We start from the raw sequence: 23,175 nt of genomic DNA, 5'->3' as shown, positions 1-23,175 counted from the left end.
TCAGGCACTACTGATGCTCCCTGCGGTCGCTATTAGGGTTGTTGCGCCTGATTCGGAACGACACGGGGTCGTTCCCTACATACCCTGCGGTCGCTATTAAGGGAGCACCCTATCGGGCACTACTGATGCTCCCTGCGGTCGCTATTAAGGGAGCTGAGCGGTATATTTATACAAGCCAATGAATATTAATAACTTTTTATAGTGGAGTCATACTTAAATAAAAGAAAAAGGCGGCCCTCAGCCGCCCATCCATCCTTTTATTATTCCGCTTTAGTCTCCGTCATCAAGGCATAAGCGAAAATGAAAACCCATACCAAAGACGCTAATAATGCGGTGGTAGCTCCGCTCCAATCACCACTTTCGTGGACCATTGCATTACCTCTGGCATATAATACATTAAACACTACCAGACCCAAACCAGTAATAATGAATACCCATTTCTTTACTCCGGCTGATAGCTGTTTACTTTTTGCCCAACTACAAAATTTCAAGAAAATATAGATTGAAACTACTACTATGGCAAGTACTACCAGGGGATTCGCCCAAATTCCGTGTCCTGCGCCCGCTGATCCAAATATTGCTAACACCTTTTCACCTCCTCTTTATTTTCTTTTACCTAATATTTTAATACTTTAAGCTGAGTAACACAAGGAAACAAAATGTTTGACCTTATAATCCGTTACTCCCCGTTTTGATCTACCTAGACTATTCTATAGAGAATAAGTATTTCCTGCTTTTTAAAAAAGTTTTTTCAAATTCTCCACAACTTCGTGCAAACTTTACAATTAATCCTATAGCTATTATAATAAACCTTGCAGCTTTGCAGATAAAGTAAGTAAATCAGATAGTCGCAGGCATTTATTTGCCTGAGGAAAGTCGGAGCTCCATAGGGCAGGGTGCTGGATAACATCCAGTGGGGGTGACCCCAAGGAAAGTGCCACAGAAAGAAACCGCCGGAAATGGAGACCAGAGCGGAGGACGGAAGTCGGATGTCGGAAGACCGATGTTTGATTACGGAAGAAGGAATTCCGGGTTCTGGTCTCCGTTTTCGGCAAGGGTGGAAAGGTGAGGTAAGAGCTCACCAGCATTCAGGCGACTGAATGGCTCGGCAAACCCCACCTGGAGCAAGACCGAATAGGGGAACAATGAGGCGGCCCGTCTCGTTCCCGGGTTAGGTCGCTTGAGGTAGCAGGTAACTGCTGTCCCAGATAGATGACTATCTAATACAGAACTCCGCTTATAGATTTACTTACTTTTATGATAAAAAAATGAGGGGTAAGAGAAGGTAAACTTACCCAGGAAAAAGAGGCATATGTTTATGCCTCTTTTATTCTGGGTATTTATCTTTATTCTTTGCGTCTACAAATATCTGCGTAATTTATTTCTTCTTGGCTGGTTTTTTCTTGCTGCCACCCTTTGCCGGGGCGGCTTTCTTCTTAACAGCTACTGCTTCTTTGAGTGATTTGCCGGGTTTAAATGCAGGAACCTTGGTAGCAGGAACCGTAATTTCTTTTCCCGTTGCCGGGCTAATAACTTTTCTTTCCTTACGGTCACGGACCTCAAAACTACCGAAGCCAATAATCTGCACTTTGTCCCCACCGGCCAGGGCTTGCTGAATACTTTCCACCAATGCATCCAAAACTTTTGCTGCATCTTTTTGGGTGATTTCCGCTTTTTCAGCCAGAGATTTAACCAGTTCCGATTTGTTCACGACATAGTCCTCCCTTTAAAATTTTTTATCCATATTTTACACTCATTCCTCAAAAAATCGGTAATTCCTGCTATTGAAACACTTTTTTTTTATTTTTTCTTTTTACATGGCTTAAATAGGTATTTTCATTCTTCCATTTGTCAGCAACTTTTATTCATAGAAAGCCATTATACAGGTCTTTGGAAGTTATATCTAATCAATTATGTCCCGAATAGTAATTGAACGATCAAGGGCCAGGTTATAGAACTCATCCTCCACCATTACTATGGGACGGGTAGGTTGAAAAGGATCTACATAAATAACTATTCCCTCTTTCTTATTACTCAACAAAACCTTGTTGCCTACATAGAAATTAGTGATTTTATCATAAAAGACTTTGGTAATCCTGGCATCCAACTTGCCAAATGACTCCTGCCACAATATTTCAGCAGCGGAATAGGGAGATCTTTTATCGGCATAAGAATGAGCCGAAGTAATGGCATCATAAACATCTGCAACAGCTACCACCGCAGCATAGAAGTTTAATTGGCCCTTTAAACCCGAGGGATAACCGGATCCATCTACCCTTTCATGATGCATCAAGGCAGCATTGGCCACTTCAAGGTTCATATCTGGGTTCTGACAGATAAAATTGTATCCGAGTACGGTATGTTTTTTTATTTTTTCATACTCCTGATCCGTTAATTTCCCGGGCTTATTAAGAATATCGTTTTCAATAAAAACCTTACCCAGATCATGTAAAAGACCGGCTATTCCCAATTCTCTAATGGTGTTGCGATCACATTTCAACCATCGTCCAATCAGTATGCAGAGAAGGGAAACATTTATCGAATGGGTAAAGAGATATTCTCCTTTATTCTTCATCAAACGCATTTGCCGGAAAAGGTCAATTGCATCAAAGGCTTGTTCTCTCAACAAGTCCACTGTCTTATCTATTTCCTGAAAATCCAGAGGGCTTCCCAGCATAGCCCCAACCATAAACGAGTTAACGACTTCCAGGGCATCCTGATAAACATCTTCGAAATCGCGCTCCGGTTTCATCCGAGGAGATTCATCCAAAATGAATACTTCTTCGATATTTCTCCGGGCAAAGCTATCCAGATGCTCCTGGGTAATGGTACTGCCACTGGTCAACAGGAGCTGGGAATCATAAGAATAAATATCTTTCCCCAGCTTTATTCCGGGTCTTAAATTGCTTGTCTTAATCTTAAGCATCCCAAGTCCCCTCTATTTGAAATCCTTTCCCTTTTCTTTTTTCAATGTCTCCACATATTCTACACAGTAGACTTGAATCCCTTTTTTAGAAGCATTTTAATAAGAAAATATCTGCATCCAATAATAGTGGTGCCAGGCACTTAAGTTGTTAAGTTATTATGAGTGTTACGAAATAAACCTGTTCTACGATACCCCTATTTCCCTTACTGTTTGGTTGATGGTATGCGGGTTGATTAGAAGTTAATCGCTGTTTAAGGATGACCCTGCGGGCACTACTGATGCCCTGCGGTCGCTATTAAGGGTGCGGGCAGGGGTTTAATAAGAACAACAGGAGATTCAGATTTGGCATTACAAGAGCGTTACAAGTATTTGAAACAAGGGCCGGAATAAAGGGGTATGAAATCTACCTTCATTCCGCGCTTCTGGCATTCCTTTTCTAAAAACCGGCTGAGATGAGGCGAAATAATCTCCTCCGTTCCCTGATGACCGGCATCGATAATGGCTAAACCCAAAGCCTCAGCATCCCGGGCTTCATGATATTTAAGATCACCGGTTACCAGGAGATCTACCCCTTGCTGGCTTATTCCCGGAATCAGGCTAGCTCCGGAACCACTGACTATGGCCACTTTTCTTATAACTTTATTCAAATCACCCACCACCCGGACTGCTTCCAGTCCCAGAGTCTCTTTTACCTGGCGGGCATAGTCCCCTAGCTTTGTCTCTTCAGGCAAGAAACCGTATCTTCCCATACTGTAGCCTTTCCCGGCTTGCTCCAGGCGAAAAATATCAAAGGCTACTTCTTCGTAAGGATGGGCCTCCTGCATGGCTTGCATTACTTGAGCGAGCTCCCGCTTCCTGACAACAGTTTCCAGCCTGAATTCGTCAGCTTCTTCTAATTCTCCCTCTTGTCCAAGGAACGGCTGGGTTCCGGCACCCGGGCGGAAAGTGCCGGTTCCCCGCACCCGGAAACTGCAATCAGAGTAGTTGCCGATAAAACCAGCCCCGGCTGCATTTATAGCCCGGCGAACTTCCTCGTAATGGCTAGCGGGGACAAAAACCACCAGCTTGTATAGTTCCTCTTTTTTATGATTTCCCAGTATATCAATATCCTGCAAACCCAGCAGTTCAGCCAAAATTTGATTGAGACCCTTTTCGGCAGCGTCCAGGTTGCTGTGGGCAGCATATACGCTAATTCCGGCTTTGACTATTCTCTGGATTAGACGACCAACGGGCGATTCATAATTGATCTGCTTAAGGGGCTTAAAAAAGAGCGGGTGATGGGTGATTATCATAGCAACCTTTAATTCCAGGGCCTGATTAAGGATGCTTTCATCCAAATCCAGAGCCACTGCCGCTTTCTTAACCGCTTTGTTGGTCGAACCCAGCTGCAGGCCGCTATTATCCCAGGCTTCCGCCAGCCAGGGTGGAAAATGTTCTTCCATAATGCCGATAATGTCCTTAACTCTAGCTTGCATGGATTATCTCCTCCAGTGTTTTAATTTTTTTCTCATATTCCTCCAGACTATTGGCTTGAATAATACCCTTGGATTGCAACAGCCCCTGGTAAACCCGGCGATATTTTCTCAAACTGTCTACCAGAAAACGCTTCTTTAATGGGTTGTCACATCTTAGTATAATGGGCCCCAAATCCAACTCCAGGGGGGTAAGTTCATAAGGGATATCCCCGGGACAAGAGCTTAGAATCAAATAAATTCGCTGCTGCTCTTCCAGCAGTTTTTCCTCCAAAATAGGCCAGCCTTGCTGGGAAAGCTCCCGGCGCAATACTTCCGTTTTGCTCATGGGTTGAAAAATAAATTTTCTGTAGCTGGCTGAGTGTGACCATTTCCGCGACAATATTTCCGCAATATTATCTCCACCCATGCCCGCAACAATAACCGTAGCAACCTCCCCCGGCTGTAAAACCTCCAGACCGTTCCCCAACCGCAGTTCTATGCGCTCATAAAAGGTACTCTTCTCCACCGCCTGTCTTAGCCGCTCAAAAGGTCCCTCTTTTACTTCGCTGGCAATAACCCAAGGTACTATACCTTTTTCCAGCAGAAACAAGGCCAGCAGACCGTGATCAGCGCCAATATCCGCTGCCGCCTCTCCCCTGATTACGCTATCACTTACAGTCAGCAAACGCTTATTCAGCATATCCATCCTTTCCAGGTATCAAGGGGATTTCCCTCACTCCCTACTTTTCTAATTAGAATATATACAAAATGCAACATCCCTGCAATGGCGGGGTAGTAAGAAAAGTGAGGAGTGAGGGGTGAGGGGTTTAATTTATTTCCTGCTGCATCTTACTATTCAAGCCCCTACTAACTCACTTTTCATCAGTGGTTGTAGCCCTCACCCTGCACCCTGCACCCTGCACCCTTCGGGTACTCCTGATGTTCCATCCTTCGGATGTCGCTATTAAGGTTGCGGGTACTCCTGATCTTCCATCCTTCGGATGTCGCTATTAAGGTTGCGGCCATGGGTGGGTAGTAAGAAAAGTCATTGGGAGACGGAAGGCGGAAAGCGAAATAGCGTTAGGTGTCAGGAGTATCAGAAAAAAAGCCGGGGTGACCGTTACTTCCAGTCACTCCCAGCTTTGCTTTACTTGGCCTTAGATCTGGGGCAGGTTTCTCAAGCTCTCCTTTAATTCAGCATCAGAAAATTCAACATCTTCCGTTTCCCCAGACAGATATTTATCATAGGAGAAAAGGTCGAGATGACCATGCCCGCTCAAATTAAAGACAATAGTGCGGGAAACCCCTTCTTCTTTGGCTTTCAGGGCCTCGTCTATGGCTACCCGAATAGCATGAGCTGATTCTGGAGCCGGTACTATACTCTCAGTCTGGGCAAAAAGCATAGCGGCTTCGAAGGTCGGGTTTTGCTTGACCGCCACTGCTTCAATCAGTTTATCGTGATAGAGACGGCTGACCAGGGGGGATTCCCCATGATAACGCAAGCCGCCCGCGTGAATTCCGGAGGGGATAAAATCATGACCCAGGGTATACATTTTCATGAGCGGGGTGAAACCGGCCACATCACCATAGTCATAGGCATAAACCCCTTGGGTCAGGGTCGGACAGGCCGCAGGTTCTACCGCCACCAGGCGAATATTCTTCCCGGCCAGTTTGTCCGGGATGAAGGGAAAGGCTATTCCCGCAAAATTACTGCCCCCGCCACAACAGCCAATAATTATATCCGGGTAATCATCCACCAGTTCCATCTGCATCTTCACTTCCTGGCCAATAATGCTCTGATGCAGGCAAACATGGTTCAAGACACTGCCCAGGGAATAATTGGTGTCATCCCGGGTAACCGCATCCTCTACCGCTTCACTAATGGCAATAGCCAGGCTTCCCGGGGTTTCCGGGTCCCGAGCCAGAACCTGACGACCACTCTCAGTAAGATTGCTGGGGCTGGGTATGCAGCGCCCTCCGTATAATTCCATGATAGAGCGCCGGTAGGGTTTCTGGTAAAAACTTACCTTGACCATATAAATCATGGCTTCCAGGCCAAAGTGTTTACAGGCCAGAGCCAGTGCTGTACCCCACTGGCCAGCTCCCGTTTCAGTACTTATTCTCTTAATACCCTGCACCTTATTGAAATAAACCTGGGGCAGGGCCGAGTTAAGCTTATGACTTCCTACCGGGCTTACCCCTTCATATTTATAATAAATCCGGCAGTTGCTCTGCAGAGCTGCTTCCAGTTGGCGGGCTCTAAAGAGCGGGGAGGGCCGATACTGTTTATAAAGCTCCCGGATTTCCCGGGGTATCTCAATAAACCTTTCACTGGATACTTCCTGGAGAATCAGCTCCCGGGCAAATATGGGTTCCAAATCAGATGGAGTGAGGGGTTGATGGGTTTGCGGGTGTAATCCCGGTTCCAGGGGATGGGGCATATCCGCCTGGACATTATACCAAAACTTGGGGATCTTATCCTCGGGCAGAATAATCTTGGTTAGCTCGTCTCTACTCATCTAAACTAATCTCTCCTCTCAAATATTTGATTTTTAAAATAGATGGGTACATTCTAGCACAGTAAGCCATTGTTTCACAAGTAGCTAAAAGAAGCACTCTACAGGTTTTTCATGTTTCTCAGGGCACAGCTCTGGCCACACATGGTACAGCTATCTTCCAGTTCGGGGCTGGATTCGGCCCGGTAGCGCCGCGCCTTTTCCGGGTCAATGGCGAGCTTGAACATGCTTTCCCAGTCCAGCTCAGCCCTAGCCTTGCTCATTTGCCAGTCCCATTCGCTGGCTCCCGGAAGGCCTTTGGCGATATCAGCGGCATGAGCGGCAATACGGGCAGCGATAATACCTTCCGCCATATCTTCCAGGCTGGGCAGGCGCAAGTGTTCCGCCGGGGTTACATAGCAGAGAAAATCAGCCCCGGCAGCGGCGGCTATAGCTCCTCCTATGGCACTGGTAATATGGTCATAACCGGGAGCTATATCGCTAACCAGTGGCCCCAGTACATAAAATGGGGCGGAGTGGCAGAGCTTTTTTTGCAGTAGCACATTAGCCTCTATCTCGTTTAAAGGCATATGCCCCGGCCCTTCAATGATAACCTGCACATCCTTTTCCCAGGCCCGCAAGGTCAGATCTCCCAGAGTAATCAGTTCTTCAAGCTGGCAGGCATCACTGGCATCATTAATGGAACCGGGCCGGCAGGCATCACCCAGGCTCAGGGTCACATCGTATTCACGGCAGATGTCCAAAACTTCATCAAAATACTGGTAAAACGGATTTTCGGCTTTATTGCGCTCCATCCAGGTGCACAAAAGGGCTCCACCCCGGGAAACAATACTGGTCAGGCGTGGAGTTTTGCGCAAGCGTTCCAGGGTAGTCCTTCTAATGCCAGCATGTATGGTCATAAAGTCAACCCCGTCACGGGCATGGGTTTCCACCACCTGAAGGAACTCGGCCACAGTTATTTCCGATAATTCTTTTTCCAGAAAACCCATAGCATCATAAACCGGTACGGTTCCTATCATGGCCGGGGAGATTGCCAACAGGGCTTTTCTGAATTCCTGGGTCTTTCCATGACAACTGAGGTCCATTATAGCATCAGCCTGCATTTCCAGGGCCTTTTCTACCTTACGCATTTCTTCTTCCATATTGCTGCAGTCGCGCGAAATACCCAGGTTAACATTTATCTTGGTTTTGAGGCCGGCTCCGATAGCTGCAGCCTGTAATGACAGGTGGTTGCGGTTGGCGGGTAGGGCTATCTTCCCGGCGGCCAAACCCTCTTGCAGGTATTTGAGCTCCACTCCTTCTTTTTCCGCCGCCTTTTTCATTTCCGGGGTCTCTATGCCTTTGCGGGCGGCTTCCCTCTGGGTCTTGTAGTTCATATTTTTCTCCCTTCAGACTTTATTTAAATATTTTGATCCTGCAAAAGAATTTTTGCTCACAGTCGGCCTACATCCTGCTAACAATCCTCGGCAGTTGCTGGAGAATATCGTGAAAATCCCGGTAGGGGTAGTAAGTTAAACCCTCTTTCTGGCAGTAGCCGGCCAGTTCATTTTTGGCAAAAACAATATCACAAGAGGCCGCCGGGCAGAAATCGGAGTAGCCATCTCCGATATATACTGTGAGATAGCCGGGTAAACTTCTTTCCTGGATTATCTTGCTCTTGCATACCCCACATTTAAAGCATTCTTCATCCAGGTAGGGCGATTCCATCCGCCAGGCGTCATCCCAGTATAATTTATTGGCATAAAACTCGATTTCCCAGCCCTGGCCCCGTAATATGCTTTTTATATAGCGGTCATAACCATCGCTCAATATAATGGGGAGGTGCTGATTTTTTTGTACCCAGTCCAGGAAAGGGGAAAAGCCGGGGTCTACTTCCTGAGCCTGAAAAAAGGCCTCCAATTCAGCCGCCCCTACCTCCATTGATGAAAGAATACGACTGGCGCACTCTCCAGTAGTAATACCTCCCTCTTCCCAGAGGCGGTTTATTTCCTCCCAGTCCCTGCCGGCATACCTGGCTGCCATCTTATTGCAGACATCCTCCCGAGAAATAGTGCCATCGAAATCCATAAAAATTATTAATTTCTCTCCCATATTTGCCTCAGTTTCCTGGCTTCCCCCTCAATATCACTTGCTCCCATAAGAGCCGATATTACGGCCGCGCCATCGGCTCCCGTTTCTTTTATCATCTTCAGGTTTTCCTTATTTATTCCGCCGATAGCTACCAGAGGTATCTTGATTTCCTGTCTTAAGCTCGCCAGGAACTCCAAACCGGTGGCCGGGGGAGCATCAGCTTTGGTCGGGGTGGAAAACACCGGTGACACCCCCAGGTAGTCGGCTCCCATCTTCTCTCCTTCCCGGGCCTCTTCCCGCTTATTAATGGACAGGCCGATTATTTTTTCTTTTCCCAAGAGAGAGCGGGCTACCGGTAAAGGCAGGTCATCCTGCCCCAGGTGCAAGCCATCGGCATCAACCGCCAGAGCAATGTCCAGGCGGTCATTAATGAGCAAGGGTACACCCAACTCTCTTAATTCCGTTTGGAGAGTCTGGGCCAGTTCATAGAATTCTCTGCTGCCGGCCTCTTTTTCCCGTAATTGGACCATGCTTACACCGCCCTTTACCGCCTTCCTTACCTCCTCCAGAAGGCTCCGGCCCTGAAGCAGGCTGCGGTCGGTGACCAGATACAGGGAATAATCCGAGTTTACCATTCCAATCGTCCTTCTTTCATCAGCTCTTCTCCCCTCAGAACAAATAGTTCATCAAAAAGAAGCGTGCGGAAAGTCCCCGGGCGGTTTCCCGCTTGGCTGGCGGCTCTTTCCCCGGCCAGATTAAAGGCTAACAAACCGGTAATGCTGGCCAGCCAGGCTTCTTCGGGCGCTGCACCCACGCAAGCGGCTATAACCCCGCCGGCCATACAACCGGCACCAGTAATGTTTTGAAACAGGGGCGTACCGTTGAATATTCGAGCATAGCGGTTTTCCTCAGCTACAATATCAACTTCTCCGGTGGCAACGGCAATTAACTTGTCCTTAACCGCCAATTGCAGGCAGGCTTCTTCCAAACCTTCACCCGTATCCAGAGAGTCAACACCCTGAGCCTTTCCGGCTAAACCGGCCAGGCTTTTTATTTCGGCAATATTTCCTTTCAATACCTGTATCTTGCCCAGTGACTTTATTCTTTCTATCAAATCCACCTTGCGCCCAATCACTCCACAGGCTACCGGATCAAGAATCAGCGGAACATCCCGGGAAGCGGCGGCCCACCTGCCTTCCAGCATAGCTGCTTCCTGTTCCCCGGTAAGGGTACCGAGATTAAAATAAAGCACCGAGGCCAGGGGAGCAAATCCACTGGCCTCAGCCGGGTATTCCACCATGGCCGGTGATGCACCTGCGGCCAGAATAATGTTGGCTACATCATTTACGGTTACATAATTGGTAATGCAGTGTACCAGCGGTCTCCTGTTTCTGACTTCGTCCCATATTTCCGCACAATACTTGAGCATTAAAACTCCTCCTTCGCAGCATCACTGCCGTCCTTCAGGGCTTCCGGTTTCCAGGGACGCTGAGCGGCAAAATGATGAGGTATGCCCACCCCTTCGCCTATGGCAAACCCATGCTCCAGACAATATTCTACATAAGCTTTGGCTCGTTTGGCTGCTGCCGGTACTGCCAAACCTTGTCCCATCAAGGTGGCTAGAGCAGCAGAAAAGGTGCAACCGGTGCCATGATTGCAATTAGTATCAACCCGCTGGCCTCTTAGCAAATAAAGCGAGTCTTTATTGGCCAGGACATCTACTGGTTCTCCCTTCAGATGGCCACCCTTGACTATGGCCCACTGGCAGCCGAATTCCAGGAGTTCCCGTGCGGCCTCTTTCATCTCTTCCAAGCTGCTAATCTCCCGTCCCAACAAGGCCCCGGCTTCCATAAGATTAGGGGTGATTACGCTGGCCAGAGGCAGGAGGTTCTTTTTTAGTGATTCCACCGCTTCCTCCTCCAGCAGGCGGTCACCGCTCTTGGCAATCATCACCGGGTCAACCACCAGAGGAAGGGAGTTCTTCAGTTGTTTTTCCCAGAAAGCTCCCGCCTGGAAGAAAGATGCCAAAAAATTGCTTACCGCCTGAACAGTTCCGGCCCTTCCCAACATGCCGATTTTGATTCCATCCAGGCGAATATCCGAAAAAATGGCTTCCAGCTGTTTTTCTATCACCAGGGCTTCGATTTCCCGAACAGCCGTTACTTGTCGGGTATTCTGGGCGGTTACTGCCGTAATCACCGACAGAGCATAAGCTCCCAGGGCTTGAATAGTTTTGATGTCCGCTTGAATTCCTGCCCCGGCACAGGAATCAGAGCCCGCTATAGTTAGAATCTTGCGCAAAAAATTACCTCCTTAGTTAGAAAAGTGAGGAGTGAGGGGTGAGGGGTTAAATTATTTCCTGCTACATCTTGCCATTCAAGCGCCTGCTAACTCACTTTTCATCGGTAGTTGTGCCCCCCTGGGCTATGGGGTTTGGAATAAAAATACAGGTTAACCAGCAAAAAGGTCAACCTGTCAAGACTCCAGGTAAAACGCTTCCCTCCGCTGGCATTATCCAGTTCAGGTGCAAAGGGTCAGAGGCTACCCCCCTATCTCAGCTTTGCCCGGGCAAAGCTCCCCCAGCGTCTAGTATTCAGCTCTAATAAAATATTTTATCATTATTTTGCAAGTTGAGCTATCTTTTTATCTTCTATGAAAGTCGATTCCTCTTCATTTTTACATGATGCTGTTAGAACTCCATCATTGAATTGAGGTTAATGCCTGCAATATAATAAATAAAGGAAAATTAAATTATTGGAATTGAAGAGCTTATTCGATGGTATGTCCACCATTACAAAAACAATTTCGCTAAAAGGAGGAGATTATTATGCCAAATACAATATTAACAACAAATACCATTATAAATACTATTAAAGAGCATATGAGTGACATAAAAAAATTTTCCGTAGAGGAAATCGCTTTGTTTGGATCAGTTGCTCGAGGTGAAGCTAATGAAAATAGTGATTTGGATGTACTGGTATTAATGAAGAGGAAAACTTTAAGGGATTATATGGGCCTTAAGTTTTACTTGGAAGAACTGACCGGGCGAAAGGTTGATCTGGTCATGGCTGAAAATTTAAAACCGACTCTTCGACAAGCTATTTTATCAGAGGTGATAAGTATTGAGAACTAGCAGAGCATATATTGAAGACATCTTGACCGGCATAGACAAAATTCAAAGATATACAGCAGGAGTTTCTTTTTCTGCTTTACCCAGAATGAAGAAAAAACGGACGCAGTAATTAGAAACCTTGAGATAATCGGTGAAGCAGTAAAAAAAATCCCGCCCGATTTACGAGAAACCCAACCCCAAATACCTTGGCGCGAGATAGCAGGTATGAGAGATATACTAGTTCACGATTACTTTGGCGTTAACATTTCATTGATATGGAATATCGTTACAATTGAGCTTCCACCACTAAAACTGGCCATTAGCATGATGCTGGAAGAGTTGTCTGAATAATCTAATGGGTGCTGTTCCCCACTTGGAACCTGGAAGCGGATAAGAACATATTATAGAAGTAAAAGAAATACCTGGAACCAATACTTTTAGGCCAGAGCTTCAATAATTAACTGGTACCTCCCATTTTTGGTGAATCAAGAAAAAGGGGGATGGTGGTGCAGATGAAACTACTGGTCATAAGCGGCGATTTCCGGCAATACCTCGACTCCAGCTTTCATTCCTTAATGACTGTTCTGGCTGATTTACTGGAACTTCACTTATGGCATAAGAGCGGGTCGATAAAAGATATCCTGCCCCAATTGCCTTCAACCCCTGATTTTGTTCTGGTAAATGAGCCCGGCGAAATAAACAGCCCGGTCATTGATGAACTTTCTTCACTTTCCATACCTTATGCTGTCTACCTGCATGACCTGCATCATGATTCTTGTAAGGAAGCCTTGCAGGATAAAAATTTATGCTGGGTTTTTACTCGCTACCGGGATAAATTTTTGGACTGGTATCCCGAATGGCAAAACAGAATGAGCTGGCTTCCTCATCATATCGACAACAAAATTTTTAAAGACTATCACTTGCCCAAATCTATTGATTACCTTATGATGGGGGCTATGCATGAATATGTTTACTCTTTACGCTATAAAATCCGCGAGAAAATGAAAGAAAAGCCCGGATTCATCTATCATGAACATCCCGGCTACAAACATTTCTCCCTGGCGGAGATGAAAAATCTCCTGGTCGGCCCCAACTATGCCCGGGAAATAAACCGGGCCAAGCTATTTTTAAGCTGTGACTCCGTCTATAAATATCCTCTTTTGAAGTATTTTGAGGTTCTAGCCTGCAACACATTGTTACTGGCTCCCTCCTCACCGGAACTTCTGGATTTAGGCTTTATACCCGGAATTCATTTCGTTGATATTAATGAGCTGAATTTCGAGGAGAAGGCGGATTTTTACCTGAAACATGAGAAGGAACGGCTGGATATTGCCCAACAGGGCTATGAGATGGTTCAAGAAAAACACACTAGCACCCAACGCGCAGTGCAATTATTGGAGATGATTAAGGAGATTCTAAAGTCTTGCTCCACTTCTTGAAGAATATGCCCTGCTTACTGTGGTCTATGCCCCTCCCTTTAAATGCTCATGTCACTCCAGTTTTCCCCATTCGCGGCCCTGGTTGCGGACGATTTGAGACATTTTTTCAAAGTATAATTTTTCGTTTATGGCAATGCGCTCTTCTACTCCTTCGCCCTTATCCCGGGGATGGAATAAATGCACAGTTTCCGCCCCGGTTTCAAAGTAGGAACAAGCGTTCATCTGCAAGCGCCCCACCAGGTCATCGTCTTCATACCAAACCCCTACAAAATCCTCATCGAAACCGCCTATGGAATAAAATTCACTCCGGCTGACCGCCATCAAAAAAGGGAGTTTAATACGCAGTTCATCACAATGCTCCAATGCTTCAGGAGCATATTTTCCTTGCCGTTCCTCTATATGCCGTAAAAATTCACCACTCCAATCATTCTTACCTAATCGCGGTATAGTAATAAGATTAGGCTTTTGCAGTAATGGTTCCACCAGATGAAACACGGTATCATTCAGATGGTACATCTCCGCGTCACAGAGTATCAAAATGCTGCCAGTAGAGATACGAGCCCCTATATTCATGGCAAATCCCTGACCCCGCCATTTGATATTTCCATCCAGATTTCTTTTTCCACTAAAAAAATATTTAAGGTTCAGGTTTTGTTCGTATTCCCGGCAAATCCGTTCGGTATCATCCGGGATGCCGTCATTGAGAACGATAGTTTCAAAAGGATAGGGTATTTTCTGTTGCGCCAGCGAAAAAAGATTCCATTTTAAGAGATCTGCCCGGAGCAAACTGGGTATGATTATGGATACTATGGCTTTCAAGCTCCCCATTCCTCCTCCCTATTTTCCCAGTTGATAGGTTTCCCGCATCCATTGGATAGTGGCCGGGATGCCCTCCTCCAACAGGGTTTTGGGCTGGTAGTTTAAATCCTTTACCGCCTTGCTTATATCCGGTTTTTTAACCCGGGTAGTAAAATTCTCCTCATCTTTATAAGTGACCAGGCTATCATCCTGCCCCAGGTAATCCAGAATCATATCGGAAACGCTCTTCATATCGTGCAGCTCTATTCCGGCAATATTGTATACCTCCCCGGCTTTAAAATTGTCCGGGATACTGGCCAGGGCACGAATACAATCATCTATATACAGGGAAGTCCTCTGGTGCTGGCGGTAGACGGTATAAGGCAAGGAATGCAGGGCACGATAGATAAAAACGCAAAGGGCGCTGCGGTAGGGGGCGTAGAATTCGCCCGGTCCATAAGTATTGAATAACCTGACTCTGACCGTTTGCGTCCCTGCCATCAGAGCGGAGTTAAGAATCTGCATTTCATTGGCCCATTTGGAGATGGCATAATCATTCATCTGTTTAATCGCCACTTCGTTCATGACTTCCTCGGCCATTATCCCATCGTAGTCACCATATACTTCGGAGCTGCTACTAAAAATCATCCTAAAGCCGAACTGTTCTTGCAGTCGCAAAAGGTTCTTGGTGCCAACAGCGTTGGTTGTCCACATTTGTTCATAATAGTCCTCCCCATTCCAGCGGCCAAATTCGGCTGCCAGGTGATAGACCAGGTCAAATTCCTCTTTCTCGAAAAGTATCTGCAATTGCCGAAACTTGCTTATATCACAACGATAGTAGTTGTTTTCATGACTGTGAAAAAGATCACAGGCCCAAACCTGCTCCCCCTGGGCCCGCAGTTCACGAACCAGACTGGAGCCTACTACGCCCTTGCCTCCGGTAACCAGGATTTTCATGCAATGCACCTCCGCAATTCCTTGCTCTTGATTTTGCGCGAATACTTTATGCCTTTTTATTATATGAGTTCAATTTCACCAGGGTGAGTAAATGGAAGCAGCAGACGCTAATTTGAGAACATAGCCCTCAATTTGGTAACTCGCCGGAGCGAAAATGAATAAATTATATGGTAAGATGCGGTTTTGTTTTTATCGACAGGAGAGAAGAGATGTGAAGCAAGTAATAGTAATGGGATTGGGTTACATCGGGCTGCCTACCGCTGTAATTCTGGCGGCAAACGGCTACCGGGTTATGGGTGTGGACCGGGATATTAAGCTTTTGCAGGAACTGGAACAGGGAAAAATCCATATTGAGGAGCCTAATCTGAATCTGTTGTTTCAGCAAGTTCGTAGCGAAAAAAAGCTCCGCTTCTCTCCCCAGCCGGAAAATGCCGATATATTCATAATTGCAGTTCCTACTCCGGCCCGGGAGGACAAAAGCTGTGATATGACTAATGTTCTGCAGGCAGTAGAAAGTATTCTACCTCAGCTGCAAACGAACAACCTGCTTATTATTGAGTCCACTATTCCTCCCTTGAGCTGTGAAGAAATAATAAAACCGTTGCTGGAAGAGGCCGGACATAAAGTGGGGGAAAATCTTTTTCTGGCCTTTTGTCCCGAACGGGTTTTACCCGGAGATATAGTGCGGGAGTTGCTGGTGAACAATCGGGTTATTGGGGGCTTTACCCGCCAATGCGCCCAGGAGGCAGCCAATTTTTACAGCAGTTTTCTCCAGGGTGAGATATCTTTGAGTGACTTGAAAACGGCCGAAATGACTAAATTACTGGAAAATACTTTTCGCGATGTCAATATAGCACTGGTCAACGAAATGACCAGGATATGCAGCCACCTGGGTATTGATGTCTTGGAGGTGATTCGCCTGGCCAATAAACATCCCCGGGTCAAGCTGCTGCAACCTGGTCCCGGTGTAGGAGGCCATTGCCTGGCAGTGGACCCCTATTTTATTGTGGAAAAAGCTCCCTCACTAACTCCGCTAATCAAAACTGCCCGAGAAGTCAATGCCAGTATGCCTGCTTTTATAGTTGAAAAGGCCAAAAACCTGGTTGCCGACATGGATAAGCCGCATATTGCGGTTTTTGGCCTGAGTTACAAGGGTAATATAGGAGATTTAAGGGAAAGCCCAGCTTGGGAGATCGTTAAGTCATTAAGGCAGGAAGGTTATTCTATCAAGGTCTTTGACCCCCATGTAACAAGTGTTTTCGGGGAAAATTCAGCGCCAGCAGCAGTTAAGGACGCCGATTTGATTTTAATATTAACTGAACATGATGAATTTCGCCATTTGGATTATGATGAGCTGGCCGCAGGCATGCGAACTCCTTTAGTTTTTGATACCAGGAACATAATCCCGGCAAGAGCTAATCCCTTTTCCCTTATCCGACTTTACCATCTGGGAAATATTTAATATATATCAGGTATATCATAGGGGCGGTTTTAACGATATTTTTAATATATATAATAGGGATTAGTAAGAAAATAAGATTTAGACGCAGAAGGACGCTGACCCTTCGGGCGCAGCAACCTTAATAGCAACCAAAGGGAGCATCAGTGGTACCCGCAGGGTGATTTACGCCGATACTATCTTATAAAATCTTAATAAATCAGCGTTAATCAGCGTTAAAAAAATTCGCACTTGTTGCTTCCCCTATTTTCATTGGTGGTTGTGGCCCTCGACCATGGGGGATTAGTAAGAAAAGGAGGAGTAAGGACCTTAATAGCAACCAAAGGGATCGAGTTTGTCAACAACCCCGGCCCTTGTCAATGGGTACTCTCAATAAGTTAACAACTTAAGTGCCTGGCACCACTATTACTTACACCACTTTCAATTTTTCGCGGGGTTGTTTTATGGAGCTTTCCCATTTTTTGCAGCGGTCGCCCCAGTAAGCCAAGACCTCATTGTCTCGTTTAATGCAAACCACTTCACAGAGATTGGGACAGCCTGAGCACTCATGACTGTTGGAAGTAAAATTACCTTCCAGGACAAAATTGTCTCCTCGGAAGCGGGTGGGGCTATGACTTAGCTCAATTTGTTCCCGGGCGAGGATAGCCGCTCCTATGGCTCCCATAACTTCATAATGAGCAGGTACATTTATTTTTAAGCCCAGTATTTTCTCAAATGCTTTGGCTAAACCACGGTTGGCGGCAACTCCGCCCTGGAATACCACCGGTTCCTCAATTTTTTTGCCCTTACCGACATTGTTCAGGTAATTTCTTACCAGGGCTTCGCAAAGGCCCATTATAATGTCTTCCACAGGAAAACCCATTTGTTGTTTGTGAATCATATCTGATTCGGCAAAAACTCCGCAGCGACCGGCAATTCTTACCGGATGGCCGGATTTTACCGCATAATCACCAAACTCCTGTATGGGAATATTGAGGCGAGCTGATTGTTGGTCTAAAAACGAGCCGGTACCGGCAGCACATACGGTATTCATAGCAAAGTCATGTACAATGCCATTACGCAAGATTATTATTTTGGAGTCTTGTCCCCCTATTTCAATAATAGTTTTAGCACCGGGGAAAAGATGGGATGCAGCTACTGCATGGGCCGTTATTTCGTTTTTCACCACATCGGCCCCCAGCAAAACGGCGGCCAGGTGACGACCGCTGCCGGTGCTGCCCACAGCTCTTATTTTTCCGTGTTGCTTATCCAGGCCATCACTGATGCTGGCATAGCCGTCCTTCAGGGCCTTTACCGGATTGCCCAGGGTTCGCAAATAGAGTTTTCGGTATAGCCTGCCGTTCTGATCCAGCAGGATAAAATTGCTGCTTACGGAGCCGATATCTACACCCAGATACAGGTTCAATCCATCTTCCCTTCTTTCTGAATTATTATGCCCGAGCTTCTAACAACAGGGGGCTTGACGGTAAATTCTTCTTTCTTTGCAGCATATCTACAAAGGCTTCCAGGCGGGTATATACCCCGGCTGCTCCCGAATGCTCGTCAAAATACATCGTCATACAAGGTATTTCAAGTTCTTCACTGACCTTTCCCAGTATGGATTGGGCTACAATCTCCGGCATACAGGTTAAGGGAGCAATCTGAATTATGCCGTTATAGTCCAGGCGGGCAAAATCTACCGTGGAACCAACAGTTTCCCGGCCATGGCCTCCAACTTCATAATTTAAATAGGGACGGGAGGACTGCATAATCTGCTTATGATTGGATTTGCGCAGGTAGCCTCCAAAAAGATGATCATTAACCCAGTCGCTAACATAGATGGAGCGGCTTACATGGGCATCCAGCCTTCCCAGGCAACGAGCTACATGACAGTTGCTGGCCGGTTCCAATATGGTATATATTTCACCTACCAGGCCAATCTTTAATACCTCGGCACTTTTGAAGGGGCTCTTTTCCATTTCCCTTAAACTTTCCTGGGCGATTTTCTCCACTTCCTGCTGGCTCTCCGCCTCATCGACCGCCTGCAGTGCCCTTTCAAATATTGTTTCCATATGGTTTTTATCTACAGCCCGGGGCAGGCAGTATTCCAGCATTTTTTCTAATTTCTCAATAGCAATAAGTTTTTTCCAGGCAAAACGAATGGCCTTGTAGGCTTCCCGGACTGAAACCTTCTCTCCCAGGGCTTTTAACTGCAACAATAATTCGGAAATGCGTGAATCAGGGGCTTCCAGGATAACCATCTTAAAATCATAACCTAACTCCTGCAAAATCTCTCTTTCCACCTGGGCATAATAGCCAAAGCGGCAGGGTCCCCAGCCTCCGGCCATAACAATGGTATCAGCTCCCTGTTCCATGGCTTCAATAAAATTGCCCATATTAATCTTCAGCGGCAGGCAGGCAAATTCCGGCGAATACTTCACTCCCAGTTCCATGGTCTTCTGGCTTATCGGCGGTGGAGCTATTACCTCCAGCTTTAAGCCTTTAAACAGTGTTTTCAAAGGAATGTAGAGATACCCCATATGGGGAAAGCTTACTTTCACTACCGCAGTTCCTCCTTCGCCGCAACATATCACAAAAAGCCTCCAGCCTGGTTATAATTCCCGCTTCCCCGCTATGCTCATCAACGGTAAGAAGAATGAAGGGCTTACAATCCCGGACTTTGCGTTCAATTATTTCCCCAATGAGAGAATCGGGACCACAGCCAAAACAAGCCAGGTAAATAATCCCGTCAACATCCTCTCTTTGGCTCAGGTGCAGAGCACTTCCCAGCATTTTGCGCCCCAGGGTCCAAAAAACCCTTTTCGGTACCGTGGCCGCTTCTGCTTCCACCACTTCGCTGCCCAAATGCTCGGGCAGGAGAACTTTGCAGTTCATGGCTCGCAAGCGTTTAACCAGGTTCATGCTGATACGCTCGTCATAAAGGGAATAACCATGTCCTAAAACCCCTATATTGAGGTCTGTTTCCGGCTCTGCCTCCATTGCTCCACCCTCCCAAATCTTGATAGCCTCCTCCATGGTAAACCCCTGGCTGGCCAGAGAACGACATAAACGCAGCTCCTCACAGCCGTGCTGGTAAGCCAGTTGGATTCTACTCGCCTGGCGGGTAAAGAGACGGCCCACGCGGATTATGTCCTTCTTAAAGCATTTTTCATCACGGCTCAAGTCAACCGTTATATCTATCAGGGGAGGGGTTTCCTTTATCAAGGCCCTTACTATATCCGGCAAACCCATAAATTTGGGGCAGATATAGCTGCGGGCTTCCACACTGACCAGCCGGGGTATAAAGAGATAATCCAGTTCTTCCCGGCATAATTCCGCCACATGGCCCAGGTAGACCTTGATAGGGAAACAGGTTTCATCTACTGCCAGCTCAATCCCCCGTTCTACCGTATGCCGGTTGCTGGGTGCGGAAGTAAGTATTTCGACTCCCAAATCCGAAAAAAAGCTTTTCCACAGGGGATAGTAATAGTAATAAAATAAACTGCGGGGTATACCCACCCTGCTCATTATTCTTCTCTCCTCCTTTTATAAGCCGGGCTGGGTTGCCGGCTCTGGTCCTGGGTATTTAAAATTTCCGGGCGCAGGTTCTGGATGGGAACCGGGGAACGCACTAGAATACCTTTTAGAGCCCGGTAGTTAAAGGGAATTAAGGGCCACAAATAAGGCACCTTAAGTGATTTGGTAAAAGCAGCCAGGAGTATTACCAAAATGCTGGTAACGATAAAGCCGGGTAGGCGGAAAAATCCGGTTCCCAGGAGGATAAAAAACCGCATTAAACGGTTGGCCATAGCCATTTCATAGCTGGGAGTGCAATAAGAACCAACTGCTACCATAGCGGTATAAAGTATTACTTCCGGTACCAGGAGGCCAATTTTCACTGCCACATCTCCGATTAATAAAGCGGCAATGACCCCCAGAGCCGTGGCCAACGGTGAAGGGGTGTGTATGGCGGCCATCCGCATCATATCCAGGCTGATTTCAGCTATAACAAATTGCAGGAAGATGGGGACATTCCCCACTTCTTTGGGCCCGATAAACTTCAATGAAGCCGGTAGAATCTCAGGAGATAGAGCCAACAAAAGCCACAAAGGAGTAATAATTATGGAAGCCAGCACCGCTATAAAACGCACCCACCTTATGTATACGCCTACACTGGGGCTCTGCCGGTATTCTTCGGCATGTTGCAGGTGGTGAAAAAAAGTAACCGGAAGAATTATAACACTGGGGGAGGTATCCACCATTATCAGTACATGGCCTTCAAACAAATGCACGGCGGCTACATCAGGCCTTTCCGTGTAGCGGACCTTGGGGAAGGGATTCCACCAATTGCCGGGCATAATCAGTTCTTCTACTGATTTCTCCGCCATGGGCAGGGCATCAATGGCGATACCGGATATTTTGGACTTGATATCCTCTACCAGGGCCGGGTCAGCCACATCTTTTAAATAGCAGACGCAGATATCGGTCTTGGACCTTTTACCCGCCTGCAGCAGTTCAATCCGCAGTTTAGGGTCCCTCACCCGCCGCCGCAAAAGGGCGGTATTAAACACAATAGTCTCGGTGAAGCCATCCCGGGAACCTCTAACAACTCTTTCTATGTCCGGTTCTTCGGGGTTGCGGGCCGGGTAGGTGCGAGGGTCTATAATAAATGCTTCTTCACTGCCATCTAAAATGAACAGAACTGAACCAGATAATACGGAATAAAGCAGTTCATCTATTTTGTTCTCCGTACTCAGTTCCACATAGGGAACACCTTTTTCCAGAATGCTCTTCACCGTACTGGAAAGAAATACTTCTTTCTTCAGAGCTAACAAGGACTTCATGCATTCCGTCATGATGTCGTCCTTGACAAAACCATCCAGGCATATAAAGGCGGCTTTCCTTCCCCCCACCCGTACTTCCCGTACGATCAGGTCAAAATTCTCACCTTCGGCCAGTTCCTGCTTCATAATATCCAGGTTTTTATCATAATCTTTACCCAAATAAAGATGGGAACCTTTTTTAAACAACTAGATCATCCCTTCGGGTTAAATAAAACCGCGGCCAGGTAGCCGAAAATTACGGCTGCTGTAATCCCGGCAGCAGCAGCTTCTACTCCCCCGCTGAAAGCTCCCAGTAATCCCTTTTGTTCCACGGCTTTCAGACTTCCCTGGGTCAGGAGGTGGCCAAATCCGGATAAGGGGATAGTAGCTCCGGCCCCTCCGATTTTTACCAGAGGCTCGTACAGCCCCAGCCCACTGAGAAGGGCCCCGCCAGAAATATAACCTACTAATATATGCCCTGGGGTTATACTGGCCTTGGTCAGATCCATTATTAGCTGGCCTATAAGGCAAAGAAGACCTCCGATAAGAAACGCCATATATAGCGGAACCATATTTATTTACCCCTCCAGCGTTAGTTTTCTATAGCCACGGCATGAGCGATCGCGGGGATGCTTTCACCTTGAAAACTGGTGATCGGACTCATAAGAGCACCAGTAGCGACAAAAAGCAGTTTATTTATCTCCCCTGCTGACATTTTTTTTAGTAAAGGGCCACATAAGAAACAGGCGGAACAACCGCAGCCGCTGCCCCCGGCATATACTTCCTGAAAATCATCATAAAGCAAAACGCCACAGTCACTGTAGTTGGGCTCAGGCTGCAGCCCATCTTTTATAAATAGCTCCTGGGTAATAGCCATGCCCACTTTTCCCAGGTCGCCGGTTACGATCAAGTCATAATAATCAGAAGGCCGGTTCAGGTCGCTAAAGTGCGTCTTTATGGTATGGGCGGCCGCTGGGGCCATAGCACTGCCCATATCGCTGACATCCTTTTGATCCATATCAATAACTTTTCCTATACTTACTGCAGTTATACGGGGACCGGTTCCAACAGGTTCCAGTAGTACCGCTCCGGCAGCAGTAGCTGTCCATTGAGAGCTGGGGGTCTTTTGTATTCCTTGCTCAGTAGGAAAGCGAAATTGTCTTTCCGCAGTATAATGATGGCTGCAGGCTGCAGCAATCACCCGTTCAAAAAATTCGCCATCCACTAGAATAGCTGCTAATAAAAGGGACTCCGCCATAGTAGAGCAAGCGCCATAAAGCCCTAAAAACGGAATCCCCAGTTCGCGAGCGGCATAATTGGAGGAAACCAGTTGGTTTAGAAGATCTCCCGCCATCAGGATTTCCGTATCAGCTTCATCGAAATTCCTTTTGTTCAAGGCCTTTTTGACCGTCTCCCGCAGCATCTTATTTTCGGCTTTTTCCCAGGATTCTTCCCCGAAAAGATAGTCTTCCATGCTCCAATCAAAGTCTTGACCCCAGGGTCCCTGCCCTTCCTTGGGACCTGCTATGGAAGCCCAGGAAGTAATAACCGGGGGCTGATCAAAAACCAGCGTTTGCGCCCCTCTTTTCTTTTTAGCCGGCATATTATCCCCCTTTGTCTTAAGCAGTTTAGCTAATCTTTT

The 23,175-nt window shown here is 46.8% G+C and carries 23 protein-coding genes, 1 other RNA gene and 1 riboswitch; of the genes, 5 read left to right on the top strand and 19 right to left on the bottom strand.

All coding sequences use genetic code 11. The features are described 5' to 3' along the window. Nucleotides 1-260 precede the first annotated feature (260 nt). Nucleotides 261-587, bottom strand: a complete 327-nt coding sequence (locus tag SWOL_RS03280; RefSeq protein WP_041427343.1) for a hypothetical protein — start codon at nucleotides 585-587, stop codon at nucleotides 261-263. A gap of 245 nt (nucleotides 588-832) precedes the next feature. Here SWOL_RS03280 and rnpB point away from each other — a divergent pair. Further along, nucleotides 833-1,256, top strand: an RNA gene (rnpB, locus tag SWOL_RS13850) — RNase P RNA component class A. 122 nt (nucleotides 1,257-1,378) lie between these two features. Here the strand turns inward: rnpB and SWOL_RS03275 are convergent. From SWOL_RS03275 to thiD, 10 genes are all read right to left on the bottom strand, one after another. Then, a complete protein-coding gene (locus tag SWOL_RS03275; protein WP_011640080.1) occupies nucleotides 1,379-1,711 on the bottom strand; it encodes an HU family DNA-binding protein in 333 nt (110 codons plus the stop codon). Between the two features lie 192 nt (nucleotides 1,712-1,903). Beyond that, the gene (locus SWOL_RS03270) at nucleotides 1,904-2,926 is read right to left on the bottom strand and encodes an HD-GYP domain-containing protein (RefSeq protein WP_011640079.1); all 1,023 of its coding nucleotides are present in this window, start codon (nucleotides 2,924-2,926) and stop codon (nucleotides 1,904-1,906) included. 359 nt (nucleotides 2,927-3,285) lie between these two features. Next, complete coding sequence (locus SWOL_RS03265) at nucleotides 3,286-4,401, bottom strand: Nif3-like dinuclear metal center hexameric protein (RefSeq protein ID WP_011640078.1); 1,116 nt, start codon at nucleotides 4,399-4,401, stop codon at nucleotides 3,286-3,288. Next, entirely contained in the window at nucleotides 4,391-5,080 is a 690-nt protein-coding gene (locus tag SWOL_RS03260) for a tRNA (adenine(22)-N(1))-methyltransferase (protein WP_011640077.1), read from the bottom strand. The genes SWOL_RS03265 and SWOL_RS03260 overlap by 11 nt, the downstream gene beginning before the upstream one ends. Before the next feature lie 457 nt (nucleotides 5,081-5,537). Then, on the bottom strand, nucleotides 5,538-6,899 hold the full coding sequence (locus tag SWOL_RS03255) for a TrpB-like pyridoxal phosphate-dependent enzyme (RefSeq protein WP_011640076.1): 1,362 nt from the start codon (nucleotides 6,897-6,899) through the stop codon (nucleotides 5,538-5,540). 98 nt (nucleotides 6,900-6,997) lie between these two features. Continuing rightward, nucleotides 6,998-8,272 (bottom strand): phosphomethylpyrimidine synthase ThiC, encoded by a 1,275-nt coding sequence (gene thiC / locus SWOL_RS03250; RefSeq protein ID WP_011640075.1) that lies wholly within the window; start codon nucleotides 8,270-8,272, stop codon nucleotides 6,998-7,000. A gap of 67 nt (nucleotides 8,273-8,339) precedes the next feature. Continuing rightward, complete coding sequence (locus SWOL_RS03245) at nucleotides 8,340-8,963, bottom strand: MtnX-like HAD-IB family phosphatase (protein ID WP_207635323.1); 624 nt, start codon at nucleotides 8,961-8,963, stop codon at nucleotides 8,340-8,342. An 8-nt stretch (nucleotides 8,964-8,971) separates the two neighbouring features. After that, nucleotides 8,972-9,601 (bottom strand): thiamine phosphate synthase, encoded by a 630-nt coding sequence (gene thiE / locus SWOL_RS03240; RefSeq protein WP_011640073.1) that lies wholly within the window; start codon nucleotides 9,599-9,601, stop codon nucleotides 8,972-8,974. After that, complete coding sequence (gene thiM, locus SWOL_RS03235) at nucleotides 9,595-10,395, bottom strand: hydroxyethylthiazole kinase (protein WP_011640072.1); 801 nt, start codon at nucleotides 10,393-10,395, stop codon at nucleotides 9,595-9,597. The genes thiE and thiM overlap by 7 nt, the downstream gene beginning before the upstream one ends. After that, nucleotides 10,395-11,267: a bifunctional hydroxymethylpyrimidine kinase/phosphomethylpyrimidine kinase gene (gene thiD / locus SWOL_RS03230; RefSeq protein WP_011640071.1), complete on the bottom strand. Its 873-nt coding sequence runs from the start codon at nucleotides 11,265-11,267 to the stop codon at nucleotides 10,395-10,397. Before thiD ends, thiM begins: the two co-directional genes overlap by 1 nt. A gap of 179 nt (nucleotides 11,268-11,446) precedes the next feature. Further along, nucleotides 11,447-11,557, bottom strand: a riboswitch (TPP riboswitch). Nucleotides 11,558-11,793: 236 nt separating this feature from the next. Between thiD and SWOL_RS03225 the strand changes: the two genes are divergently transcribed. The 3 genes from SWOL_RS03225 (at nucleotide 11,794) to SWOL_RS03220 (ending at nucleotide 13,517) form a co-directional block, all read left to right on the top strand. After that, on the top strand, nucleotides 11,794-12,099 hold the full coding sequence (locus SWOL_RS03225; RefSeq protein WP_011640070.1) for a nucleotidyltransferase family protein: 306 nt from the start codon (nucleotides 11,794-11,796) through the stop codon (nucleotides 12,097-12,099). A gap of 48 nt (nucleotides 12,100-12,147) precedes the next feature. Beyond that, nucleotides 12,148-12,429, top strand: coding sequence for a HepT-like ribonuclease domain-containing protein (locus SWOL_RS13920; protein WP_207635329.1), 282 nt, complete (start codon nucleotides 12,148-12,150; stop codon nucleotides 12,427-12,429). A gap of 149 nt (nucleotides 12,430-12,578) precedes the next feature. Further along, nucleotides 12,579-13,517 (top strand): glycosyltransferase, encoded by a 939-nt coding sequence (locus SWOL_RS03220; protein ID WP_041427342.1) that lies wholly within the window; start codon nucleotides 12,579-12,581, stop codon nucleotides 13,515-13,517. A 51-nt stretch (nucleotides 13,518-13,568) separates the two neighbouring features. On the opposite strand, the gene SWOL_RS03215 is transcribed toward SWOL_RS03220, so the two are convergent. Next, on the bottom strand, nucleotides 13,569-14,345 hold the full coding sequence (locus tag SWOL_RS03215) for a glycosyltransferase family 2 protein (RefSeq protein WP_011640068.1): 777 nt from the start codon (nucleotides 14,343-14,345) through the stop codon (nucleotides 13,569-13,571). Nucleotides 14,346-14,354: 9 nt separating this feature from the next. Next, a complete protein-coding gene (locus tag SWOL_RS03210) occupies nucleotides 14,355-15,272 on the bottom strand; it encodes an NAD-dependent epimerase/dehydratase family protein (RefSeq protein WP_011640067.1) in 918 nt (305 codons plus the stop codon). A 211-nt stretch (nucleotides 15,273-15,483) separates the two neighbouring features. On the opposite strand from SWOL_RS03210, the gene SWOL_RS03205 reads away from it, so the two are divergent. Beyond that, nucleotides 15,484-16,734, top strand: coding sequence for a nucleotide sugar dehydrogenase (locus tag SWOL_RS03205; protein ID WP_207635322.1), 1,251 nt, complete (start codon nucleotides 15,484-15,486; stop codon nucleotides 16,732-16,734). Nucleotides 16,735-17,140: 406 nt separating this feature from the next. Here the strand turns inward: SWOL_RS03205 and SWOL_RS03200 are convergent, their stop codons facing one another. From SWOL_RS03200 to spoVAD, 6 genes are all read right to left on the bottom strand, one after another. Continuing rightward, on the bottom strand, nucleotides 17,141-18,136 hold the full coding sequence (locus tag SWOL_RS03200) for an acyl-CoA dehydratase activase (RefSeq protein WP_011640065.1): 996 nt from the start codon (nucleotides 18,134-18,136) through the stop codon (nucleotides 17,141-17,143). 25 nt (nucleotides 18,137-18,161) lie between these two features. After that, nucleotides 18,162-19,271 (bottom strand): acyl-CoA dehydratase activase-related protein, encoded by a 1,110-nt coding sequence (locus tag SWOL_RS03195; protein ID WP_011640064.1) that lies wholly within the window; start codon nucleotides 19,269-19,271, stop codon nucleotides 18,162-18,164. Then, nucleotides 19,213-20,238, bottom strand: a complete 1,026-nt coding sequence (locus SWOL_RS03190; RefSeq protein WP_041427339.1) for an acyl-CoA dehydratase activase-related protein — start codon at nucleotides 20,236-20,238, stop codon at nucleotides 19,213-19,215. The genes SWOL_RS03195 and SWOL_RS03190 overlap by 59 nt, the downstream gene beginning before the upstream one ends. Next, nucleotides 20,238-21,680, bottom strand: a complete 1,443-nt coding sequence (locus SWOL_RS03185; RefSeq protein WP_155814265.1) for a spore germination protein — start codon at nucleotides 21,678-21,680, stop codon at nucleotides 20,238-20,240. Before SWOL_RS03185 ends, SWOL_RS03190 begins: the two co-directional genes overlap by 1 nt. 65 nt (nucleotides 21,681-21,745) lie before the next feature. Then, complete coding sequence (spoVAE, locus tag SWOL_RS03180) at nucleotides 21,746-22,105, bottom strand: stage V sporulation protein AE (protein WP_011640062.1); 360 nt, start codon at nucleotides 22,103-22,105, stop codon at nucleotides 21,746-21,748. Between the two features lie 20 nt (nucleotides 22,106-22,125). Next, entirely contained in the window at nucleotides 22,126-23,136 is a 1,011-nt protein-coding gene (spoVAD, locus tag SWOL_RS03175) for a stage V sporulation protein AD (RefSeq protein WP_011640061.1), read from the bottom strand. Between the last annotated feature and the right edge of the window lie 39 nt (nucleotides 23,137-23,175).

Origin of the sequence: Syntrophomonas wolfei subsp. wolfei str. Goettingen G311 (assembly GCF_000014725.1) — a bacterium.
GTDB lineage: Bacteria > Bacillota > Syntrophomonadia > Syntrophomonadales > Syntrophomonadaceae > Syntrophomonas > Syntrophomonas wolfei.
Note: the sequence above shows the minus strand (reverse complement) of the source record. Positions and strands in the feature narration are given on the sequence as shown.